20 protein-coding genes are annotated in these 21310 nt (G+C 68.8%); 9 read left to right on the forward strand and 11 right to left on the reverse strand.

Annotation, left to right across the window (positions count from 1 at the left end):
* Positions 1-123 precede the first annotated feature (123 nt).
* The 4 genes from ACHAA4_RS07275 to ACHAA4_RS07290 all read left to right on the forward strand — a co-directional run bounded on the left by ACHAA4_RS07275 (position 124) and on the right by ACHAA4_RS07290 (position 2403).
* Positions 124-1185: a glycosyltransferase family 2 protein gene (locus ACHAA4_RS07275; protein WP_435773533.1), complete on the forward strand. Its 1062-nt coding sequence runs from the start codon at positions 124-126 to the stop codon at positions 1183-1185.
* 15 nt (positions 1186-1200) lie between these two features.
* Entirely contained in the window at positions 1201-1383 is a 183-nt protein-coding gene (locus ACHAA4_RS07280; protein WP_435773534.1) for a hypothetical protein, read from the forward strand.
* Between the two features lie 121 nt (positions 1384-1504).
* Entirely contained in the window at positions 1505-1744 is a 240-nt protein-coding gene (locus tag ACHAA4_RS07285) for a hypothetical protein (RefSeq protein ID WP_435773535.1), read from the forward strand.
* 38 nt (positions 1745-1782) lie between these two features.
* Positions 1783-2403: a hypothetical protein gene (locus ACHAA4_RS07290; RefSeq protein ID WP_435773536.1), complete on the forward strand. Its 621-nt coding sequence runs from the start codon at positions 1783-1785 to the stop codon at positions 2401-2403.
* Here ACHAA4_RS07290 and ACHAA4_RS07295 read toward each other — a convergent pair.
* The 3 genes from ACHAA4_RS07295 to ACHAA4_RS07305 are packed head-to-tail and all read right to left on the reverse strand — an operon-like array spanning position 2351 to position 5226.
* Positions 2351-2794, reverse strand: coding sequence for a hypothetical protein (locus tag ACHAA4_RS07295; RefSeq protein WP_435773537.1), 444 nt, complete (start codon positions 2792-2794; stop codon positions 2351-2353). The genes ACHAA4_RS07290 and ACHAA4_RS07295 overlap by 53 nt on opposite strands.
* Before the next feature lie 2 nt (positions 2795-2796).
* Positions 2797-3804, reverse strand: coding sequence for a DUF368 domain-containing protein (locus tag ACHAA4_RS07300; RefSeq protein ID WP_435773538.1), 1008 nt, complete (start codon positions 3802-3804; stop codon positions 2797-2799).
* 60 nt (positions 3805-3864) lie between these two features.
* Positions 3865-5226 (reverse strand): 5-oxoprolinase subunit C family protein, encoded by a 1362-nt coding sequence (locus ACHAA4_RS07305; RefSeq protein ID WP_435773539.1) that lies wholly within the window; start codon positions 5224-5226, stop codon positions 3865-3867.
* A 104-nt stretch (positions 5227-5330) separates the two neighbouring features.
* On the opposite strand from ACHAA4_RS07305, the gene ACHAA4_RS07310 reads away from it, so the two are divergent.
* Positions 5331-6611 (forward strand): MFS transporter, encoded by a 1281-nt coding sequence (locus tag ACHAA4_RS07310; RefSeq protein WP_435773540.1) that lies wholly within the window; start codon positions 5331-5333, stop codon positions 6609-6611.
* Between the two features lie 160 nt (positions 6612-6771).
* Here the strand turns inward: ACHAA4_RS07310 and ACHAA4_RS07315 are convergent, their stop codons facing one another.
* The 3 genes from ACHAA4_RS07315 to ACHAA4_RS07325 all read right to left on the reverse strand — a co-directional run bounded on the left by ACHAA4_RS07315 (position 6772) and on the right by ACHAA4_RS07325 (position 9879).
* A complete protein-coding gene (locus ACHAA4_RS07315; RefSeq protein WP_435773541.1) occupies positions 6772-7713 on the reverse strand; it encodes an SDR family oxidoreductase in 942 nt (313 codons plus the stop codon).
* Positions 7714-7861: 148 nt separating this feature from the next.
* A complete protein-coding gene (locus ACHAA4_RS07320; protein ID WP_435773542.1) occupies positions 7862-8686 on the reverse strand; it encodes a putative hydro-lyase in 825 nt (274 codons plus the stop codon).
* Entirely contained in the window at positions 8683-9879 is a 1197-nt protein-coding gene (locus ACHAA4_RS07325) for an NRAMP family divalent metal transporter (protein WP_435773789.1), read from the reverse strand. The genes ACHAA4_RS07320 and ACHAA4_RS07325 overlap by 4 nt, the downstream gene beginning before the upstream one ends.
* 521 nt (positions 9880-10400) lie before the next feature.
* On the opposite strand from ACHAA4_RS07325, the gene ACHAA4_RS07330 reads away from it, so the two are divergent.
* From ACHAA4_RS07330 to ACHAA4_RS07345, 4 genes are all read left to right on the forward strand, one after another.
* Positions 10401-12269 (forward strand): ABC transporter ATP-binding protein, encoded by a 1869-nt coding sequence (locus ACHAA4_RS07330; RefSeq protein WP_435773543.1) that lies wholly within the window; start codon positions 10401-10403, stop codon positions 12267-12269.
* A gap of 61 nt (positions 12270-12330) precedes the next feature.
* Positions 12331-13059 (forward strand): spermidine synthase, encoded by a 729-nt coding sequence (locus ACHAA4_RS07335; protein WP_435773544.1) that lies wholly within the window; start codon positions 12331-12333, stop codon positions 13057-13059.
* A gap of 137 nt (positions 13060-13196) precedes the next feature.
* Positions 13197-13439 (forward strand): hypothetical protein, encoded by a 243-nt coding sequence (locus tag ACHAA4_RS07340; protein ID WP_106121881.1) that lies wholly within the window; start codon positions 13197-13199, stop codon positions 13437-13439.
* A gap of 33 nt (positions 13440-13472) precedes the next feature.
* On the forward strand, positions 13473-14324 hold the full coding sequence (locus ACHAA4_RS07345; RefSeq protein ID WP_435773545.1) for an FHA domain-containing protein: 852 nt from the start codon (positions 13473-13475) through the stop codon (positions 14322-14324).
* Between the two features lie 52 nt (positions 14325-14376).
* Here the strand turns inward: ACHAA4_RS07345 and ACHAA4_RS07350 are convergent, their stop codons facing one another.
* The 5 genes from ACHAA4_RS07350 to ACHAA4_RS07370 all read right to left on the reverse strand — a co-directional run bounded on the left by ACHAA4_RS07350 (position 14377) and on the right by ACHAA4_RS07370 (position 21130).
* Positions 14377-15054 (reverse strand): GntR family transcriptional regulator, encoded by a 678-nt coding sequence (locus ACHAA4_RS07350; protein WP_435773546.1) that lies wholly within the window; start codon positions 15052-15054, stop codon positions 14377-14379.
* 54 nt (positions 15055-15108) lie between these two features.
* Positions 15109-16893 (reverse strand): acetyl/propionyl/methylcrotonyl-CoA carboxylase subunit alpha, encoded by a 1785-nt coding sequence (locus ACHAA4_RS07355; protein ID WP_435773547.1) that lies wholly within the window; start codon positions 16891-16893, stop codon positions 15109-15111.
* Positions 16890-18710 carry a 5-oxoprolinase subunit B/C family protein gene (locus ACHAA4_RS07360; protein WP_435773548.1) on the reverse strand — a complete coding sequence of 607 codons (1821 nt, stop codon included), beginning with the start codon at positions 18708-18710 and terminating at the stop codon, positions 16890-16892. Before ACHAA4_RS07360 ends, ACHAA4_RS07355 begins: the two co-directional genes overlap by 4 nt.
* Complete coding sequence (locus ACHAA4_RS07365) at positions 18707-19477, reverse strand: LamB/YcsF family protein (RefSeq protein ID WP_435773549.1); 771 nt, start codon at positions 19475-19477, stop codon at positions 18707-18709. The genes ACHAA4_RS07360 and ACHAA4_RS07365 overlap by 4 nt, the downstream gene beginning before the upstream one ends.
* 123 nt (positions 19478-19600) lie before the next feature.
* The gene (locus ACHAA4_RS07370; protein WP_435773550.1) at positions 19601-21130 is read right to left on the reverse strand and encodes a helix-turn-helix domain-containing protein; all 1530 of its coding nucleotides are present in this window, start codon (positions 21128-21130) and stop codon (positions 19601-19603) included.
* Positions 21131-21310: the final 180 nt, after the last annotated feature.

A 21310-nucleotide genomic window follows, 5' to 3' on the forward strand; every position in this document is an offset into this window, starting at 1 on the left:
GGACATAGAACTTCAGTGCGTTAGATTGTCTACGTAAAGTGCTTCAAAGTTGAAGTAATCACGTGTCCAGTCGGGTCTCCTTGCACCAGATCCAGGCTGGCGCAACGAAGGAATCGTCACGCCATGAACACCCCTGCACGGTCAAGGATCACCGCGGTCCTGCCTGCCCATAACGAGGTAGGCGCTCTGCCTGCCACCATCGCATCGCTCCGGGCCCAGACCATCCCGCCTGACCGGATCATCGTGGTCTCGGACCGTTCCACGGACCACACGGTCGAGATCGCCGAGGCCTTCGGCGTCGAGGCCATGGAGACCGTGGACAACGCGGCTCGCAAGGCCGGAGCGCTGAACCAGGCACTGGAGATTCTCGAGCCCGAAGGGTTCGTGCTGATCATGGATGCAGACACCCAGATCGTCCCTCGGTTCATCGAACGAGCACTCCAGGAGTTCCAGGATCCCGACGTCGGCGGCGTCGGCGCCGTCTTCCGCGCAGATCCGCCCACCGGGTACCTCGAGCTCTGCCAGTACCTCGAGTGGGCGCGGTATGCCGAGCAGATCGAGCGCACGGGCAAGACCTTCGTCATGTCAGGCACCGCCGCCCTCATCCGCTGGCAGGCGCTCAAAGACGTCGAGTCACGGTTCGGCTCGATCTACGACGAGCAGACCATCACTGAGGACATGCGACTGACCATGACCCTCAGAGCCTGCGGGTGGCAGGTCCGGTCCCCCGTCGAGTGTCAGAGCACCACTGAGACGATGCCGAATGTTCCGACGCTCTGGCGCCAACGGCGGCGGTGGTACCTCGGTGCGCTGCAGAACATCACCGAGATGGGCTGGAACCGGGTGACCCGGCGCTATATCGGCCAACAGGTCATGTTGGCCCTCTCGGTGATCCTGATGACCACGCTGATCGGGCTGACTGTGGCTTCCTACGCGGTCAACGGATTCCTCGGCGTGCAGCCCTTCTGGCTCGTCATCGGGGCAGTGTTCGCCGCGGAACGCGTGGTCACCGTCTGGGACCAGCCCTGGCCTCGGCGACTCTTCGCGGCACTGGTGATCCCTGAGCTGATCTACGCGCTGATCCTGCAGAGCGCCTACGTCGGCGCCGTCTGGCAGAAGCTCAATTCCTCACAGGGAGAGTGGGCCCACCTCGGCACACCCCACAAGACCACGGAAGAGGTGTAGATGTACGGAGCAGATATGACACAGGCCTCTCAGCTCGCCCTCTCGGGATTCGTCGCCTTCGGCGTGGGCTGGAGCTTCCTCGCCGTGGGCGTGCTGTTCATGGCGACGCTGACCCTGGGCACGATCGTATCGGTGCTCGTCCACCGGATGCGCCGGACCGCGGCTGTCGAGCAGGCCCCGCGGAGGATCCGGGACTGATCGCGCGAAACGCAGCGCCTGATGGTCTCGGCGCTGGACACAGGACCGACCCGGCGTGCCAGACGATGCCCGATCTGATCGATCCCTCGAACCAGCGCCGGGCCACGGCTATTCTGAGGCGATGAAGCTCACCTCGACGCGGGTGCTCTGGGACATGGTCGACGGACCGATGCCGCGTGGCCTGCTGGGCGTCGGGATCGGAGACCTCCACGCCGACGACGAGCAGTGGACGCTGTTCCTGGGCGGGTTCTCGACCACCTTCCGAACCGGCTCTACACGGCCCGGGCGCCGCGGGGCACAGACCCGGCGACTGCGCGATGGACCCTCGACAGCGACTCCCGGGGCCGCGCGGCGGCGCTGATCGAGGACGCCGCCCCCGACGCCTGGGACCGCGGCGGGATGCACAGTCCGTACTACGTGCCTGCCTCGGCGGATGCTCCGGCGCGGATCTACTACGCCGGCCGAGCGGCCCGCCGTCGTGAGGGTGCTGGGAGCAGCTACGCCATCGGCGTGCTTGAAGAGCATCAGGGCCGCTGGGTCCGCCGGGCTGCACCGATCCTCACCGGCCGCGCGCATCGGCCCAGGGTCCTGGAACCCAGGGTGCTCCGTCACGGTGACCGCTACATCATGTGGTTCTTGGCAGCGCCGCACGAGGTCGCTCCCGACGAGCAGCCTGATTACGAGCTGCGCTCGAGCACCAGCGCGAACGGCATGTCCGGATGGACCACGCCTGAGGTGTTCGCGTTGTCCGCGGAGGGATTCTTCGACGTCGCGCCGGTGCGCACCGGAGAGACCTGGGCGATGGTGCTGGCGCGCGGCACGAACCTGCACGGCACCTCGCCCTATCCGCCGAAGGGGGCGCTCACGGTCTTCGTCTCGGGGACCCGCGCGTGCCGGGGCTGGAGCTCGCTCACCCTCGAGCGGCCGCGCCGGTTCAGGAAGCCCCCGGTTCCGGCTCCGTTCTTCCTCAGCGCCACGGCGCTGCGGTTCTCGGACGCCGATGCACCATGGCCAGGGTGAGCAGGGTGGCAGCGGCGGAGAGGTGCAGCAGCATCCCCATGAAAGGAATCAGCCCGGGTCCGGCGCTCTCATCGGTCAGCGCGCGGACCAGGGCGTCGCCGCCGGTGAAGAGCACCGCGGCCAGCAGCGCCACCGCTCCGAGGACCAGTCTGATGCCTCGCGGCAGCAGGACCGGGGGCCGCGAGGCGAGGTGCAGCGCGTAGAGCGTGCACAGCGCCGCGGCGAGGGACCCGGTCCCGGCCATCAAGCTGAACTGCTCCAGGTCGAGCACCTGGAGCATGGACAGTGCGAAGCCGACCGGCGGCACGAGGTTCAACGCCGCGGAGACCAGGAGCAGCGCACGCAGTCGCCGCGGCGGCCTCGTCCTCGGGCCTGTCCCGGGGCTCGCCATCGCTACCGCATCTGGCGCTGGGAGAGCCGGTAGTCCAGGAGCACCAGCACCAGGACGACGGCGAACCCGGCGGCTCCCAGTCCCAAGGCCACCCCGAGGTTCTCCCCGGGACCCTGGAGGCCGCGGGCCGCATCCTGCCAAGGCCACAGCGTGCGCAGGGCGCCCACCATGACGCCGGCGAGCACCACCATGGTGATCCGGTGCCGGTGATCCAGCAGCCACTTCAGACCCTTGACGATGCAGATCATGCCCAGGGCAAGGCCCAGTGCGAAGATGCTCAGGTAGGCGAGGTCGAAATCCGCTGCGGCGCGCAGCGTGGGCTCATACAGGCCGAAGGTCAGCAGCAGGAAGGATCCGGAGAGCCCAGGCAGCAGCAGCGCCGAGACCGCGATCGCAGCCGCAGGCAGGATCACGTACCAGGTGGGCTCCACGGCGGTCGCCGGCAGCGAGACCAGCCAGAAGGTCAGCGCCGCGGCGAGGATGCCCGCCAGCAGGTGCGAGACCTTCAGCGGGCCCGAGCGGTCCTGCCAGGCCATCTGCAGCGGCACGAAGATCGACGCGAGCACCATCCCGAAGAAGGTCGCGCGAGTCAGCTCGGGGTAGGTCTCCACGGCACTGGCCATGGGACCGGCCACGGTGAACACGGCGATGATCATCCCCACCATGACCGGGAGGATCACCTTCCAGTCGACCAGGCGCAGGTGGTGCATGAAGCCGGCGCCGCGGTCCGGACCGGTGATCAGCACCCGTCCGGCAGAGACCACGTGGGAGGCCGAGTCGATGAGCTGCCGGTAGATCCCGACCACCAGCGCGACGGTGCCGCCGGAGACCCCGGGGACCGTCTCCACGGTGCCGATCATCGCTCCGCGGATCAGGTTCCCCGGCAGGGAGGTCCGGCGCACCGGGATCGGCGCGTCGGCGTCCTGGGAGGAGGCCGGGGACGCGAGGTCGCCCTGCGGGCTGGTCTGGGAGGCAGAAGACTCGGCAGAGATGATGGACTCCTCGGTCACGAAAATAGGGGAAAGCTGAGGTGGCGCTCGCACTCGGGCACCGCGACGTCGGCCATTATCTCATCGAGTTCGGACTGGTCCCAGCGTCTCGGGGTCCACGGCCTGGAATCGCACCTCGGCGCCGCGCGGCAGCTGTGCCGCCAGTGAGAGGTCCTCCCGCACCACGACTCCGAGCACCGGGGCGGAGCTGGTCACCGGGTGTTCGGCCAGCGCCACGGCGGGCTGACCGGAGTCGGTGATGCAGATGGATCCGCGCATCAGCGGTTCCGCCGGCAGGGCCTCGGGCTGGGTCCGCCGAATCGGATCGTCGCCGTCGAGCACCAGGCTCGCCCGGCTGGACTCGGCCATGACCTCCCAGGGCTGCCCCTCGAGCCGGGCAAGCCCGGCAGTGCTGGCTCGGCGGGTGCCGAAGTACTCGACCCTCGGGCCCGGCACGTAGCGCAGCATGGTGGCCTCCTGCGGCAGCGGCAGCGGGGTGGGCGCCACCGAGGCGATGCCCACGAAGCGCGACGCCGCGCCGGCCAGTCCGAAGCGGTCCCCCACCTGGACCGGGGCCGGACCGATCCCTGCGTCGGTGTCCGTGGAGGCGCTGCCCAGGACGACGGGCGCCTCGAGTCCGCCGGAGATGCCCAGGTAGCTGTAGACCCCGCGCTGCTGCGGGCCGAGGTGCAGCACCTCTCCGGGGAAGACCCAGAACGGCGCACGGCCCGGTGCGGTGCGGGTGCGTTCGGTGGTCTGGGCGACCTCGGTGCCGCCGCGGGAGGTCGGCGCCGCTTCCCGGGTGATGACCTCCAGGGACACCTCGGCGCCGGTGACGGCGAGGATCGAGGTATGGCAGAGGCGCACGCTGAGGCCACCGCCGAAGATCTCGAAGACCGCGGCGGAATCGTCGTTGCCGATGAGCCGGTTCGCCTGGCGCGCGGCGGAGAAGTCGGCGGGGCCCGCCCGGCCCACACCACGTGCGCCGAGGCCATAGCGACCCATGTCCTGGACCAGGATCTGCCCATACGCCTCACCGTCCGGGGCGGGCAGCACCTCCACCACCGCCTCGCGCGGCTGCAGCGCCAGGGCCGGAGCGTAAGCCTGGGGGATCTGCGCCTCGGGCCGCACCGGAGTCGGGCGATCCACGGCTGGGTTCGTCGCGCCAGCTCGCTCCCCCGCAAAAGCCTCGTCCCCCGCGGCCTCGTCCGCCGGGGCGACCTTGCGCCGGCGCAGCTTGAGCCGCTTGGCCTGCTTGAGCGCCGCCTGGGCGTCGCGGCGCCGACGGAAGTCCACCAGGGCGGTCTTGACCCCGGGAATCGCATCGATCTGGCCGGTGAAGGGCTGCTCGGTCAGCTGCGCCATCAGGGCGGGGTGATCCTTCTCGGCGGTGACCTCGATGAGGAGGGCCCGCTGCCCCACTTCCCGGACGCTGTGAATCATCCCCCAAGCGTGCCACACCAGGGTGTTCATCTCCTGACCCCGTGGGAAGCGAGAACACGGCCGCCAGGGGTCGTTACCCCTGCGAACCATGAAACAATCGGGCTGTGATCGCCGCCAAGAGGACCTCCGCCGCTCCGAAGGAGCCGCTCTTCACCAAGGACTTCCTGCTGGCGATCGTGATCAATCTCTTCCTGGCCATCGTGTTCTTCGTCCTGGTCACCGGCCTGGCGGTCTATGCCGCGGAGGAGTTCTCCGCCGGGGAGACCGCCGCCGGCTTCGCCGCCTCGGCCTTCGTCGTCGGGGCGCTGGCTGCCCGCATCTTCGCCGGGAAGTACGTGAACTTCCTGGGCCGGCGCCGCACCGTGCTGGCCTGTCTGGTCGTCTATGTGCTCGCCGGACTCGCCTACCTGGTGGTCGACAGCTACGAGATGCTCATCGCACTGCGCGCGGTCCACGGGATCTCCTTCGGCTTCGGACAGACCGCGCTCAACGCCGGGGTCTTCGCGATGATTCCGCGCACCCGCCGTGGGGAGGGCGCGGGCTATTACCTGCTGGCAAACTCACTGCCCCCGGCGATCGGCCCGCTGGCCGCGATCCAGCTGACCCAGCGCTATGACTTCTGGGCGATGTTCGTCGCGGTCACCATCGTCTCGGTGATCGCTCTGATCTTCTCGCTGTTCCTGCGTCTGCCCGAGGACAAGCCGTGGCGCACCAGTCTGCGCGAGAAGCTGACCCTGCGCCCGCGGGACATCATCGAGCCCCGGGCGTTCAAGATCTCGCTGGTGGCGATGCTGCTGGGCATCGGCTTCGCCTCGGTGATGACCTTCCTCAACGGTTATGCGCGAAGCCTGGACATGGTGGACGCGGCCTCGCTCTTCTTCGTGATCTACGCCGGGGCGGTGCTGGTCTCGAGGCTGTTCATGGGCCGGGTCCAGGACCGCTTCGGGGACAACTGGGCGGTGTACCCGGCGGTGATCTTCTACATCGTCGCCATGGGGCTGCTCGCCTGGGCCCCGAACCAGGGCGTGCTGCTCACCGCGGGAGTGCTGGCCGGGTTCGGCTTCGGCTCGCTGCTGCCGGTGCTGCAGGCGATCATCGCCTCGGACCTGCCCGCGCACCGCACCAGCATCGGGATCTCGACCTTCTTCATCATGCTCGACGCCGGGTTCGGCTTCTCCCCGCTGCTGCTGGGCCCGCTGGTGGGCTTCGCGGACTACCGCTTCATGTACGCGATGTGCGCCGGCGTCGTCGTGCTCTCGCTGGTGCTCTACTGGCTGGTCCATGGCCGCCACGACGTGCACCAGGGCGTGGCACGTCGGATCCCACGCTCCGGTCCCCGGCGCAAGGACGACGACGGCGCCGCATCCAGTCCAGAGGTCGGCTGACGCGGTGACACGGCGGCTGACGCGGGGTCCCGGCGGCTGACGCCGAGGTCACGGCGCCTGGTCAGCGCTCGATGGGCAGTCACTGCGCACACAGATGGGGCGACGCCTCTGCGTCGCCCCATCTGTGTGTGTCATGAAGCTGCTCTGGTCTCAGTGACCACTACGGCGTCGGTGTGCCGCCGTTGGCGTTGAGCGTCTCGCCGGTGACGTAGCTGGACTCCGGGGAGGCCAGGAACACGAAGGCCGGTGCCATCTCCACGGGCTGCCCTGGGCGGCCCAGCGGGGTGTCGTGGCCGAATTCGGGGAGCTTCTCCTTGGGCTGACCCTGAGTGGGCTGGATGATCGTCCAGACCGGGCCGGGAGCCACGGCGTTGACCCGGATGCCGCGGGGCGCCAGCTGCTGCGCCAGGCCCTTGGTGAAGTTGTTGATCGCGGCCTTGGTGGCCGCGTAGTCCAGCAGCATCGGGTTGGGCTGGTAGGCCTGGATCGAGGTGGAGTTCACGATCGTGGAGCCCGGGCCCATGTGCTTCAGCGCGGCGCGGGTGAGCGTGTACATCGACTTGATGTTGATCTGGAAGGCCTCGTCGACCTGCTCGTCGGTCAGCTCCTCGAGGGAGTCGTTGACGATCTGCTTGCCGGCGTTGTTGACCAGGATGTCGAGACCGCCAAGCTGCTCGGCGGCCGAATCGGCCAGGCTCTCGCGGTACTGCTGGTCCATCAGGTCACCGGGCAGCGCGACGGCGGTGCGCCCGGCGGCTTCGATCGCGGCGATGACGCGTTCGGCGTCCTTGCCCTCGGCGGGCAGGTAGGCGATGGCCACGTCAGCGCCCTCACGGGCGAAGGCCACTGCGGTGGCCGCGCCGATCCCCGAGTCACCACCGGTCACCAGCGCCTTGCGCCCCTGCAGTCGACCCAGTCCGCGGTAAGAGTCCAGACCGATGTCGGGCGTCGGCTCTGCGTCCACCTCCAGACCCGGCTCGGCCTGATCCTGCTTCGGCGGGGAGATCTTGCTGTGCCGGGTGGTCGGATCGTCGAAGGCCAGCTGCGTGCCCTGCAGCTCGCTGATGGCGGGGAAAGGTGTATGGGTTGATTCGGTGCTCATGAGTTCGACTGTATGGCCGCAGCCAGACGGCCCGCAAGGACCGTCGAGCGTCTAAGCCCATGAGGTTTCACACACCCCGAACCGGGAATGAAACCACTGCACGCAGACCGTTGCGCGCGTGACGTCCGGCCCTCGGGTCAGCCGAAGCTCAGGGCACCTGGAGAGTCGCGTTGGGCAGGTCGGTGATCAGCATGTGTCCCGGGGCGTGGCTGATTGCGAGCTCCGGCCGGGACTCCATCACCGCCGCCTGTGGGGTGACCCCGCAGGCCCAGAAGACCGGGGTCCAGCCGGTGGGGATCTCCACGGGATCTCCGAAGTCCGGTGCGCCGAGGTCAGCGATTCCAAGCTCTGCGGGGCTGCCGATATGCACGGGGGCGCCGTGCACGCCGGGATAGCGCGAGGTGATTCGCACCGCGTCGGCGATCTGGCCTGCCGGCAGCGGGCGCATCGAGACCACCAGGGGTCCGCTGAGTTCTCCGGCTGGCGCGCAGCGCCGCGCGGTCTTGTACATCGGCACGTTCACGCCCTGTTCGATGTGCGCGATCGGGATCCCGGCCTCGAGCAGCGGGGCCTCGAAGGTGAAGCTGCACCCGATCAGGAAGGCCACCAGGTCCTCACGCCAGTGCTCGAGCGCATCCTCGGGTTCGGCGACGAGCTCCCCGTCGCGGTAGACCCGGTAGGCAGGGATGTCGGTGCGCAGATCACCCTCGGCCAGCAGCGGATTCACCGCGTCGGCATCGTGGAACTGGCCCGCTTCGAAGACGCCGAGCACCGGGCATGACTTCGGGTTGCGCTGGGCGAAGAGCAGCATGTCGAAGGCAAGATCGCGGGGCAGGGCGAGCAGGTTGACCTGGGCGAAGCCGGGACTGATCCCGCTGGTGGGCCGGCGCAGCCCGGCACGGAACTGCGCGCGGGCCGCGGCGGGACTTAGCCGCCCCGGGGTGCGCCCGGTGCGCTCAGTGCTCTCGGTCATCCTTCGGTCCAGAGACTGGCCAGACCGCCCAGCGAGCTGTAGCCCATGTAGATGGTCAGCAGCCAGACCAGGACGCCGAGGATGAGCAGCCATTTGGGGTACTTATAGCCCTGCAGCAGGTCCCGGCGGCGCCAGGCGGCGTAGAGGATCACGGCGAAGCCCAGCGGGAGCACGGTGCCGTTGAAGGCGCCGGCCATGATCAGCAGGGTCTGCGGCGCCTGGCCCAGCATCAGGAACACGACGGTGGTGATGACCAGGAAGCCCAGGAAGTACCAGTTCTTGGTGCGGTCCTTGGTGTTCTTCGTGGTCAGGAAGGAGACCGTGGTGTAGGTGCAGCCCAGGATCGAGGTGATCGCCGCGACCCAGAAGACCGCTCCGAAGACGCGCAGCCCGATCTCGCCGAGGGCCACAGAGAATGCATCCGCCGCGACGTTGTCCTCGGCGAGGACCACACCGGTGGAGACGACCCCGAGGATGGCCAGGAAGAGCAGGAAGCGGATGAGCGTGGCCACCATGATCCCGAGCACCGAGGTCTGCGAGATCGCCTTGACGTTCTCGACGCCGGTGTTGCCCGAGGCGATCAGCCGGTGGGCACCGGCGTAGGTGATGTAGCCGCCGACGGTGCCGCCGATCAGGGTGGTGATCACCAGGAACTCCACCTGGTCCGGCACGAAGGTCTGGCGCAGCGCCTCGCCCAGCGGCGGGGCGGTGGTGACGGCCATGAAGATCATCAGCAGGATCAGCACGGCGCCACAGGCGACGACGATCCGGTCCAGCGCGACGCCGGCCTTCTTGGAGAGGAAGATCAGCAGCGCCAGGATCACCGAGAGTCCGCCGCCGATGCGGGCGTCCATGCCGGACATGGCGTTGAGCCCCAGGCCGGCGCCGGCGATGTTGCCGATGTTGAAGACGATGCCGCCGAAGAAGATCAGCGCCGCGAGCGCCCAGCCGAGTCCGGGCAGGATCCGGTTGCCCAGGGTCTGGGCGTAGAGCCCGGAGACCCCGAGCACCCGCCAGACGTTGAGCTGCACGGCGATGTCCACCAGCACCGAGATCAGGATCGCGAAGCCGAAGGCGGCGCCGAGCTGATAGGTGAAGGTGGCGGTCTGGGTGATGAAGCCCGGGCCGACCGCGCTGGTGGCCATCAGGAACATCGCCCCGAGCAGCGCGGTGCGCCGGGTGCGGATCAGCATCGGACCGCTGGAATCGGGACTGTCGGTCTCGGTGAGCCCGGACTGGTTGGAGCGTCCGGCACGCACCGTGGCGTCGCCGTGTGCGGTGTCAGCACGTGCGGTGTCGCCGCTCAGTGGGGAGTCGTCGGTCTTCGGTGTGCGGGGTGCATCCGCTGAAGACGATCTGGGAGTTGGGGCGTCAGCCACAGGAGGCCTCCGTGGGTGAGTAGGGAGAACACCGCAGACACCGTGCGCAGTGCACATGTGACGTACGTCTATTCCGTGGATCACAGCTCACAGTACTGTTGTTCAACAATCCAAGCAAGAGATTGTGGAACAATCGACCCACGTTTTACATGCTCTTCACATGCGGCGGACTCAGGTGCCGGCGAGGATCCGTTGGTTGATGCTGTGCCCGGTTCGTTGACCTGGAGTGAAGAAGCCCACCGGAATGCGAGTAGCGTTATATCGGTTGTGGCCTGTGCGCTCGACGGCGCCGCTGCATCCAGCGCGGCATCACTGGAGATCTTGGGGGTTTGTGCGTGAGCATGGAACGCGCGGCATGGGGCTCGCTGTACAGCATGACCCACGCGAAGAAGGACTACCGGCCGTTCAACCGGGAGACGCTGACCCGCATCGGCCGGTTCGCTCGCCCCCACCGGACCCGGCTGATCTGGTTCCTGATCCTTTCGGTGGTCACTGCGGCACTGGCGGTGGCGACCCCGTTGCTGGCCGGTCAGGTGGTCAACGCGATCACCGGCTCCGAGGCGGTGGAGGTGGTCATCCGGCTGGCCGTGCTGATCGCGATCATCGCAGTGGCCGACGCCGGGTTCAACATCCTCAGCCGCTGGCTCTCCTCGCGGATCGGTGAGGGGCTGATCCTTGATCTGCGCACCGCCGTGTTCGATCACGTGCAGAAGATGCCGATCGCCTTCTTCACCCGCACTCGCACCGGCGCGCTGGTGAGCCGGCTGAACAACGACGTCATCGGCGCGCAGCGCGCCTTCAGCGGCACCCTCTCCGGCGTCGTCGGGAACCTGGTGATGGTCATCCTGACCATCATCGCGATGCTCTCGCTGTCCTGGCAGGTCACCCTGCTGGCCCTGGTGCTGCTGCCGGTGTTCGTGGTCCCGGCCCGCCTGATGGGCAGCCGGCTCGCCGCGCTGCAGCGCGAGGCGGCGAACCACAACGCCACCATGGGCACCCAGATGACCGAGCGCTTCTCCGCTCCGGGCGCCACGCTGATCAAGCTCTTCGGCCGTCCCGATGAGGAATCCGCGGAGTTCGAGCGGCGTGCCCGTCGCGTCCAAGACATCGGGGTCAGGACGGCGATGCTGCAGTCGACCTTCATCACCGCGCTGACCCTGGTCTCCGCGCTGGCGCTGGCGCTGGTCTACGGCCTGGGCGGCTTCTACGCGATCGTCGGCGAACTCGAGGCCGGCGCCGTGGTCTCCCTGGCCCTGCTGCTCACCCGGCTCTACGCACCGCTGACCGCCCTGGCCAGCGCCCGGGTCGAGGTCATGAGCGCGCTGGTCAGCTTCGAGCGGGTCTTCGAGGTCCTGGACCTGAAGCCGCTGATCACCGAGAAGCCCGATGCCGAGCCGCTGCCCGAAGGTCCGGCAGGGGTCGAGTTCGAGAACGTCACCTTCTCCTACCCCTCTGCGGAGAAGGTCTCGCTGGCCTCCCTCGAAGAGGTCGCGACCCTGGACCAGCGCGGCGGCGAGGAGGTGCTCCACGGGATCAGCCTGCGCGTGGAACCGGGCCAGACCGTGGCCATCGTGGGCTCCTCGGGGGCCGGCAAGTCCACCATCGCCGCACTCCTGGCGCGGCTCTACGACGTGGACTCCGGCTCGGTGCGGATGGCCGGGGTGGACCTGCGCGACACCACGTTCGCCTCGCTGCGCGCCACCCTCGGCGTGGTCACCCAGGACGGGCACCTGTTCCACGACACCATCCGGGCCAACCTCACCCTCCCGGCACCGGGCGCCACCGACGAGCAGGTCTGGGACGCGATCCGCCGGGCCCGGCTGGAATCGGTCGTGCACTCCATGCCCGACGGCCTGGACACCGTAGTCGGTGAACGCGGCTACCGGCTCTCCGGCGGTGAGCGTCAGCGCATGACCCTGGCCCGACTGCTGCTGGCCCAGCCCCAGGTGGTCATCCTCGATGAGGCCACGGCCGCGCTGGACTCCACCTCTGAGGCCGCGGTGCAGGCCGCGCTGACCGAAGCCCTGGTGGGGCGCACTGCGCTGGTGATCGCGCACCGGCTCTCCACCGTGCGCGCCGCCGACGCGATCCTGGTGGTCGAGGCCGGGACGATCGTGGAACGCGGCACCCATACCGAGCTGCTCGCGGCCGACGGGCGCTACGCGGAGCTCTACCGCACCCAGTTCGCGACCGAGGATTCCTGAGCCCGCTCCCCCCGACGGCGCCCTGCGTAGGATGGACCCGCAATCGAGGAGAGGCACCCGCATGATCGCACGGTTCGAAGAGCTCGACTGGCTGCAGACGCCGATGGGCGAGCTGATGCTGCGCCGGCGCACCGAGCCCGGCACCGGCACGCAGATCTATGAGGTGAAGCTCGGCGAGGAGTTCCTCATGTCGAGCCTGTTCACCGTCGCGGAGGAGCAGATGTCGATCCTGGGCCTGGCCGCGGCGAAGGGCGAGCAGCTCGATGTCGTCGTCGGCGGTCTCGGCCTGGGATACACCGCGGTCACCGCGCTCGCCGATGAGCGGGTGTCCCGACTGCAGGTCATCGACGCGCTCCCGGCCGTCATCGATTGGCACCAGCGCAAGCTGCTGCCCGTCTCGAGCCAGCTGGTCGAGGATCCGCGGACCACGCTGCGCCACGATGACTTCTTCGCCGTGATGCGAACACCGCCGACGGATGACGCGCCGCGCCACGACGTCATCCTGCTCGACGTCGACCATTCACCGCGGCACACCCTGGACCCCAGCCACGCCGACCTCTACACCACTGCGGGACTGACCGCCCTGGCACGGCACCTCGCCGACCATGGGGTCTTCACGCTGTGGTCCGATGATCCGCCGGACGAGGAGTTCATGGCCACACTCTCGAGCGTCTTCGACGACTGCCAGGCCCACGTCGTGGACTTCGCCAACCACCTCACGGGGGGCACTTCTTCGAACACCGTCTACGTCGGGATCAAGCGCACGGGCGAAGGGCCGAGCGCCGCGTAATACGAAGTAATGTGAGGTCAGCGGCCCTTCAGCTCTTCCATCAGGGACTTTTCCGGGTCAAGATGACGATGAGCGAAAGCTCACCCATCCTCTGCACCGCAGCGATGCGGGGCTGACACTGTTCAGGAGACGCGGCAATGACTGAGAGCACCCGAACCGAGAGCGTGAACCCGCAAGGCAACCAGCCCCATCAGATCGGGGACTGGGCTGATCTCGGCCAAGAGATGTGGTCCTATCTCACCGGCCGAGGCGCCGCGGTGAACTACACGCTGCAAGACATGACCGTGGAGGTCCCCCGAGACATCGGACCCGATGCTCCGCGGGCGGTCTGGAAGTTCAACGGCACCCTCCGGGTGACCACCAGTGATGAAGCGAGCTGACCATGATCGGCCGCGACTGAGGCAGGAGGCGTCGTGCGCCTAGACATCGACCTCGCCGTCAGCGTCACCCAGGTCGAGGCCGACGGCAGCCCGGCTGACCCGATCAACGCCACCATCACGGCGGCGGGCCGGCATATCGAGGTGCGCACCGAGGACTCCTCGCTGCTCGACGGCATGCCACGCTCGATCACTCGAGCCGCCGATGCGTTCGCAGCCCAGCTCGCGGAGCAGGGTCTGACCCTCTCGGTGATCGGTCCTGCTGGTGAGATCGTCAGCCTGGGGGCGGTGAAGACCACGGTGATGAGCCGGGTGCTGACCCGGTCAAAGCATATTCGGCTGGGCTCGCTGAAATCCCTGCCCCGCTTCGCCGGCACCGGATCGGGAGATGCGGAGAGTCCCTCCTCATTGATCCCTCCGGAGACTCCTTGGCCGCCGGCCCCGACGTTCAACCGCAGGATCCGTCGCCGGGTCACCACCACCCATGCTCCGCGTGGGGCCGGGCGTCCGCGGCTGATCATGAGCCGCACGGACCAGCCCAGCGCCAGACCGCTGGAGTTCAATCTGGTCGCTGATCGCACGCTGATCGGCAGCGACGAGTCTTCGGACCTGATGCTGGACGGGCTGGACCCGGTTCACGCCGAGATCCTGCATGACTCGGTCGATGAGTATGTGATCGTCCGCCACGGGGCGATCGGGGGCAGCGGCAGTGCGGAGCCCGGCGCATCGATCACGCTGCGCACGGGGTCCCGGATCGACCTGGGTCTCTGGCGGCTGGTGTTCCTGCGCGAGGAGTACGCCGATCATGGTCGGCCCTTCGGGGGTCGTCAGGGTGGCGAGTTCGCCTATCAGAAGCCGCAGTTCGACCCGTACCGGCAGCAGAGCTGATGCATCTGGGAGCCGGGCTCGGTCGAGCCTGGCTCCGAGAGACCATCCCGGCTCAGGCGCTGAGGTGTTCCAGCAGCTCGGCCTCGGCGGCGTCAAGATACTCCAGCAGGTAGTCCTCGGCGGCCTGCCGGTCCCCCTCGCTGAGCAGCCCGGCCAGCTCCCGGTTCCGCTCGATATAGCTGTGGTGGAAGCTGGGCTGTTGGGACTTGGCATGGAACGCCAGGCGCATCCGGGCCAGCACCTGCTCCATGAGCGCATCGATCATCGCGCTGCGCACCTGCGCCGCAATGGTTCGGTGGAAGACCTGATTGGCCTGGGCCATCGCAGGGATGTCACCGCGCTCCCGGGCGACCTCGGCGGCTGAAACGATCCGATGCAGCTGCTCCAGCTCCTCGGCGGGGAACTCCCCGGTGCGCACCGCGCCGACCTCCAGCACCCGACGGACTCGGTAGACCTCGGCGATGTCTTCGGCCGTGGGCTGGTGCACGAACACCCCGCGGTTCGGATGACGTTCCACCAGGCCCTCTGAGGCCAGGATCTGGAATCCGCTGCGCAACGTGTGCCGCGAGATGTCCAGCTGCCGGGTCAGCTCGACCTCCGGGAGTTTGGTGCCGGGACGAATCGTGCCGGCCGAGATCGCCCCGCGCAGAAGCTCCGCGACCCGCTCGGGGACCTGAGCATGCTCGCTGAGGCCCTCGGGGGACAAGGAGCTCCACATCACATCGGTCATGACATCAATCTATCCGAGACGCTCCACCCGCACGTCAACGTCACATCGCCGCCGTCACTCGAGGGTGCCCAGCACCTGGCCGGCCTGCAGCGCCGCGCCTGGCGCGAGGTTCTCGCGGCGGAAGCGCCCGTCGCGCGGTGCGGCCACGGTGGACTCCATCTTCATCGCCTCCAGGACCGCGATCGGATCTCCGGCGGAGACCTGGGCGCCGTCCTCGACCGCGAAGTTGACCAGACTGCCCGCCAGCTTCGACACCACGGCCCCGGGTGCGGTCTCTGCGGGCGCGCCGGCGGCGTCGTCCTCGGAGGTTCCAGCGCCGTTGCCGTTGCCGAGCAGGTTCAGCAGGGCGGCGGGGATCCCCAGGCTCACCGCGCGACCGTCGATCTCCACGGTGGTGCGGCGCATCCGGTGCTCTCGGTGACGCAGCGCGGCGGCGAGGTGCTCGGAGTCGACCATGGACTCGCCATAGGCGGCCTCGAACTCGGTCTCGATCCAGCGGGTGTGGACTCTGAAGCTGTCGGGGCCCTCGGCGGCGAGGAAGTCCTGCGCCTCGAGCACCTGGCGGTGGAAGGGCAGCACCGTAGGCAGGCCTTCGATGCGCATCTCCTCCAGCGCCATGCGGGCGCGGCGCAGCGTGGTGCTGCGGTCAGGTCCGGTGACCACGAGCTTGGCCAGCATCGAATCGAAGGCACCGGAGATCTCGTCGCCGCTGCGCACCCCGGTGTCGACCCGGATGCCGGGGCCGGTGGGCGGGGCGAAGAGCGTCACCGGGCCGGGGGTGGGCAGAAACCCGTGGGCAGGTTCCTCGGCGTTGAGCCGGAACTCCACCGAGTGGCCGCGCGGCTGCGGGTCTTCGGTGAGGCGCAATGGCTCCCCCTCGGCGATGCGCAGCTGTTCGGCCACCAGGTCCACCCCGGAGGTCTCTTCGGTGACCGGGTGCTCCACCTGCAGCCGGGTGTTGACCTCCAGGAAGCTCAGCAGACCGGGCTGCTCGTCCCTGCCGGGACTGAGCAGGTACTCCACGGTGCCGGCCCCGACGTAGCCGGCCTCGGCGCAGATCGCCCGGGCGGAGCGGTGGATGTCCGCGCGCTGATCCTCGCTGAGGAACGGCGCGGGCGCCTCTTCCACCAGCTTCTGGTTCCGCCGCTGCAGCGAGCAGTCTCGGGTGCCGACGACGACGACGTTGCCGTGGGTGTCCGCGAGGACCTGGGCCTCCACGTGCCGGGGCCGGTCCAGGAACCGTTCCACGAAGCATTCCCCGCGGCCGAAGGCGGCTTCGGCCTCGCGCACAGCGGAGGCGAAGGCCTCGTCGATCTCGGACTCCTCGCGGACGATGCGCATGCCGCGACCGCCGCCGCCGTGGGCGGCCTTGATCGCCACCGGGAGTCCGTGCTCGGCCACGAACGCGCGGATCTCCTCGCCGTCGGCGACCGGGCCGTCGGTGCCCGGGACCAGCGGGGCGCCAACCTTGACCGCGAGCGCCCGGGCGGTGACCTTGTTCCCCAGCGATTCGATGGTCTCGGGGTTGGGACCGATCCAGGTGAGGCCGGCGGCGATCACGGCGCGGGCGAAGTCGGCGTTCTCGGAGAGGAAGCCGTAGCCGGGGTGGATCGCGTCGGCGTCGACCTCGCGGGCCGCGTCGAGGAGCTTCTGCTGGTCCAGGTAGGTCTGCGCCGGGGTGGTGCCCTGCAGCGCCACAGCGGTATCGGCGAGCTGGACGTGGAGCGAGTCGGCATCCTGGTCGGCATAGACCGCTGCGGCGGCGTAGCCGGATTCGCGGGCGCTGCGGATGATGCGGACGGCGATCTCCCCGCGGTTGGCGATCAGGATGCGCTTCATGGTGAGGTCTTCTCTTCTGCGTCGGGGGTCGCGGAGGTCGGGGTCAGCGTGTCGGGGTCCACCGGGACCAGGGTGATCTGGTCTGCGGGGGCGAGCTGGGCCGCAAGCGGCAGGTCTTCATCGATGACGACGCCGATCACGGGGTATCCCCCGGTGACCGGGTGGTCGTTGAGGAAGAGCACCGGGGTGCCGGCGGGCGGCATCTGCAGCGAACCGCGCACCACGCCCTCGCTGGGCAGCTCGCCCTCCTTGAGTCGGCGCAGCGGGCGCGGGGCGTCGGCGGTCTCGGTCGTCTCGGCGGTCTCGGTAGTCTCGGGGCCGCCTGCGGTGTTGGTGGCGGCGCTCCCAGGGGGCTTGGGGACCTCGAGCCGGATCCCGATCCGGTTCGAGGACTGGGATACCACCCAGGGCTGGTCGGCCAGCCGGACCGCCTCCTCGGGACTGAACCAGTCCGCGCGCGGCCCGTAGGTGAAGCGCAGCGCGGTCGGGGTCGCGGCACTCACGGATTCAACGCCGGCCGTCTCAGCGGCCGACGAGTTCGGCTGCGGCTCCACGGCGCCGAGTGCGGCACCGGCGGTGCGCAGCAGGTCTCCGGCCGCAAGCGGCGCGGGACCCAGTCCGGACATGGTGTCGGCGGAGACGCTTCCGAGCACCGGGGTCGCGGCGATGCCTCCGCGCAGGCCGATCACGCTGCGCATCCCGCGCTCGGGGGCTCCGAGCGTCAGGGTCTCCCCCGCGACGAGGGCGAAGGGGGCGCGCAGCGGGGCGCGTCGGCTGGATCCGTCGGGCGCGGTGACGTCCAGCGGGGTCTGCGCGCCGGCGGCGGCGAGCACCACGGTGGTCTCGGCCCGGAGGCTGAGTCCGCCGTGGAGCGCTTCGAGCACCGCGGCCTGGGGCCCATTGCCGAGGAGCCGGTTGACGTGTCGGGCAGCGGCCTCATCGGAGACTCCGGCGCGGGAGACCCCGAGATCGCTGAGTCCGTCGCGGCCGAGGTCCTGGATCAGGGTCTGCAGGCCGGGATCGAGCACGGTGAGCGCGGCGTCGTCGTCTTGGTGAGGGTCCTGTCCATGCCGCGGAGCGGGCTGGGGGTCCTGCTGGCTCGGGGCTTCAGATTCGGCTGTGGATTCGGTGGTCACCGAGCGGGCGGACACGGGCCTGTACCGCACCAGGTCCCCCGGGCGGACCAGGGCCGGGGACTCGCCATCGGCCTCGCGGGAGAGGTCCCACATGATGGCCGGGGTGTGACCGATCAGCTGCCAGCCGCCCGGCGAGACCCGCGGGTACACGGCAGAGAACTCCCCGGCCAGGGCGACCGAGCCGGCGGGCACGGCGGTGCGCGGGCTGCTCCGGCGCGGCACGTCCAGCGGACCGGAGGTACTGGAGTTCTCCGTGCCCTCCGGTACGGTCTCCCCCGGTGCAGGGCTGGGGACGCAGTAGGTGAATCCGGGTGCGAACCCGCCGAAGGCGCCGGTCCAGGATGCGTTGCTGTGCCAGTTGATCAGCGCCTCGACGCTCATTCCCAGGTGTGCGGCCAGCTCCTCGAGGTCCTCGCCGTCGTAGATCACCTCCAGCTCCACGTGGCGGGAGTCCGCTGCTGAGAACTCCCCCAGCTCAAGGTCGGGCAGACGGGTGCGTGCCTCGTGCAGTGCGGGCCGTGCGGTGAAGCGCAGCAGGATCGTGCGTGCCGCGGCCACCGCCTCGACCTGACCGGGCAGCGGGTCACGGCGCAGCTGCTGATGGCAGGCCAGCACCTGATCCAGAGTCTCGAACTCGAGCAGGAGCGCGCGGGGACCCGCCTCGTGGATGGCGCTGATCATGCGAAGCTGCGGATCTCGACTCCGGCACCCTCCAGGGCGGTGCGCACCGCCTGCGCCATCGCCACCGCGCCGGCGGTGTCGCCGTGGGTGCAGATGGACTCGGCCTGGGTCTCGATCCGGGTGCCGTCGCGGGCGATCAGCACCGACTCCTCGGCCAGGCGCAGCATGTTCTCCACGATCTGCTCGGTGTCGTGGAGGACCGCGTCGGGCTCCCGCCGGGAGACCAGGGTGCCGTCCGGGTTGTAGGCGCGATCGGCGAAGGCCTCGGAGATCCCGCGCAGACCGGCTTCGGCGGCGTAGTCCAGGGCGATCGAGCCGGGCAGCAGCAGCACCGGGAGGTCCCGGCCGGTGCTCTCGCCATAGGCCGCGATGGTGTCGATGACCGCGTGGGCGTGCCCGGTGTGAGAGACCATCGAGTGGTAGAGGGCGCCGTGCGGCTTCACGTAGCGGATCTGGGAGCCGACCGCGCCGGCGATCCCCTCCAGCGCGCCGAGCTGGTAGAGCACATCGGCGGCGAGCTCATCGGGGGAACATTCCAGATGCCGACGACCGAATCCGGCGAGGTCGCGGTAGCCGATGTGGGCGCCGATGACGACGTCGCTGCTCACAGCCTCGGCGGCGGTGGCCCGGATGGTCAGCGGGTCACCGGCGTGGAAGCCGCAGGCGATGTTCGCGCTGGAGACGGTGCGCAGGATGGCGGCGTCGTCACCGATGGTCCAGTTGCCGAAGGACTCTCCGACATCGCTGTTCAGGTCGATCTGTGCCACGTGATCCTCCTTGTGCCGGTGTTGCCCACGTCTCAGTGTGAGCTGAATCAAGGATGCCTGACTCCGGAGGATTGTTCAACAATCTGCGCGAAACTGACGTTCACGTCTTGAGCCACGCGGCGCTCAGTCCTGACGCGAGTGGCGCTCCAGGAACTCGTAGACCTCGGTGGTGTCGACTCCGGGGAACGCGCCCTGTGGCATCGCGGCGAGCAGGTGGCTGTTGGCACGCGCAGCCGGCCAGGCCTGTCCTTCCCAGCGGGCGGCGAGCGCAGCCGGGGGCTGCCGGCAGCAGGTCGGATCGTCGGGACAGCGGGAGGAGGAGCGCGAGGTGGTGTCGGAGCCGCGGAACCATTTCACATGCTCGAAGGGCACTCCGATGGAGAGCGAGTACAGCCCCGAAGAGTGCGCCTCGGTCCGGGCGGTGCACCAGAACGTGCCGACAGTGGTGTCGGTGTACTGGTGGAAGGACCGGAACTTGTCGTCCACCTCGAAGACCTGCCGGGAGGTCCACTGCCGGCAGATCGTCTGCCCCTCGATGGCTCCAGAGTGATCAGCCGGGAAGTTCACCCCGTCGTTCTCGTAGGCCTTGTGCAGGATCCCCGACTCGTGGACCTTCTGGAAGTGACACGTGATGCCCAGGTGCTCGGTGGCGAGATTGGTGAACCGGTGAGCGGCTGACTCATAGGAGACCGCGAAGGCGTCGCGCAGATCCTCGATCGCAATCTCCTTGCGCGCCTTGGACTCCTTCAGGAAGCGCACCGTGGTGGCCTGCGGCATCAGCAGGCTCGCGGCGAAATAATTGGTGTAGACCCGCTGGCGCAGGAACTCGGAGTAGTCATCCGGCTCGGTGTGACCGAGCACCTGGTGCCCGAGGGCCTGGAGCAGCACCGAGCGGGCGTCCCACTGCCGCGAGGTGCCCTGGGTCAGGTAGATGATCCGATTCTTCTGATCCGTCACCGAGCGGGTCGATTCAGGCAGGTTCTTCACGAAGCGCAGCGAGAATCCGAGATGCGCTGCGATGTCGGCGGCCACGTGGTGCGACAGCGGTCCCTCGCGGTGGTCCACGGCGTCCAGCAGCTCTTGGGCTGCCGCTTCGATCTCGGGGTAGTAGTTGTTCTTGGCGCGCATCTCCTCGCGCAGCTCGGTGTTGGCCCGCCGGGCCTCCTCCGGAGTGGCGGCCTGCTCCTCCAGACGACGACGCAGCTCACCCTGCAGCGCCACCAGCGACTCCAACACATCCATGGGCAGCCGACTGCTGATCCGGACGCTGGGAAGGTTCAGCGCCGCGTAGAGCGGACCGCGCTGGGTCTTCTCGAGCTCGATCTCCAAGGCCGCCCGCTTCGAGGGGGGCTCCGCCCCGAAGAGGTCGTCGAAGCTGACCTCCAGCGCCTTGGCCAGCTGCTGGAGCTGGGAGAGCTTGGGCTCGCGGCGGCCGTTCTCCAGCAGCGAGAGCTGACTGGGCGCGGTCCCCAGCGCTTCCGCGAGCGCGTCGAGGGTCATTCCCGCCTGCTTGCGCAGATGTCGCACGCGTCGACCGAGCGCGATCAGGTCGAAGCCCTCGTCCTGAGCATCGACTGAGGCGCGCTCCAGGGAGCGAAGCTGGGTGCGCCGGGACGACTCCCTCGACGATGAGGTCTCTCGTGCTGTCCGCATATCACTGGAGCATACCGCTCGTCACCGCCCGGCCGGTGACGAGCACCACAGTCCACATCTCGCGAGTACCGTGAGGGTCACCACAACCATTGGAATATCGAAATCAAGTGTTAACAGGTTGTAAACAGGTTATGCACAGCTCCTGATATGGTCGGACACCATCACTTCAACGGGGGAATG

Origin of the sequence: Nesterenkonia maliinae, assembly GCF_051262655.1 — a bacterium.
In the GTDB taxonomy this organism is placed as follows: domain Bacteria; phylum Actinomycetota; class Actinomycetes; order Actinomycetales; family Micrococcaceae; genus Nesterenkonia.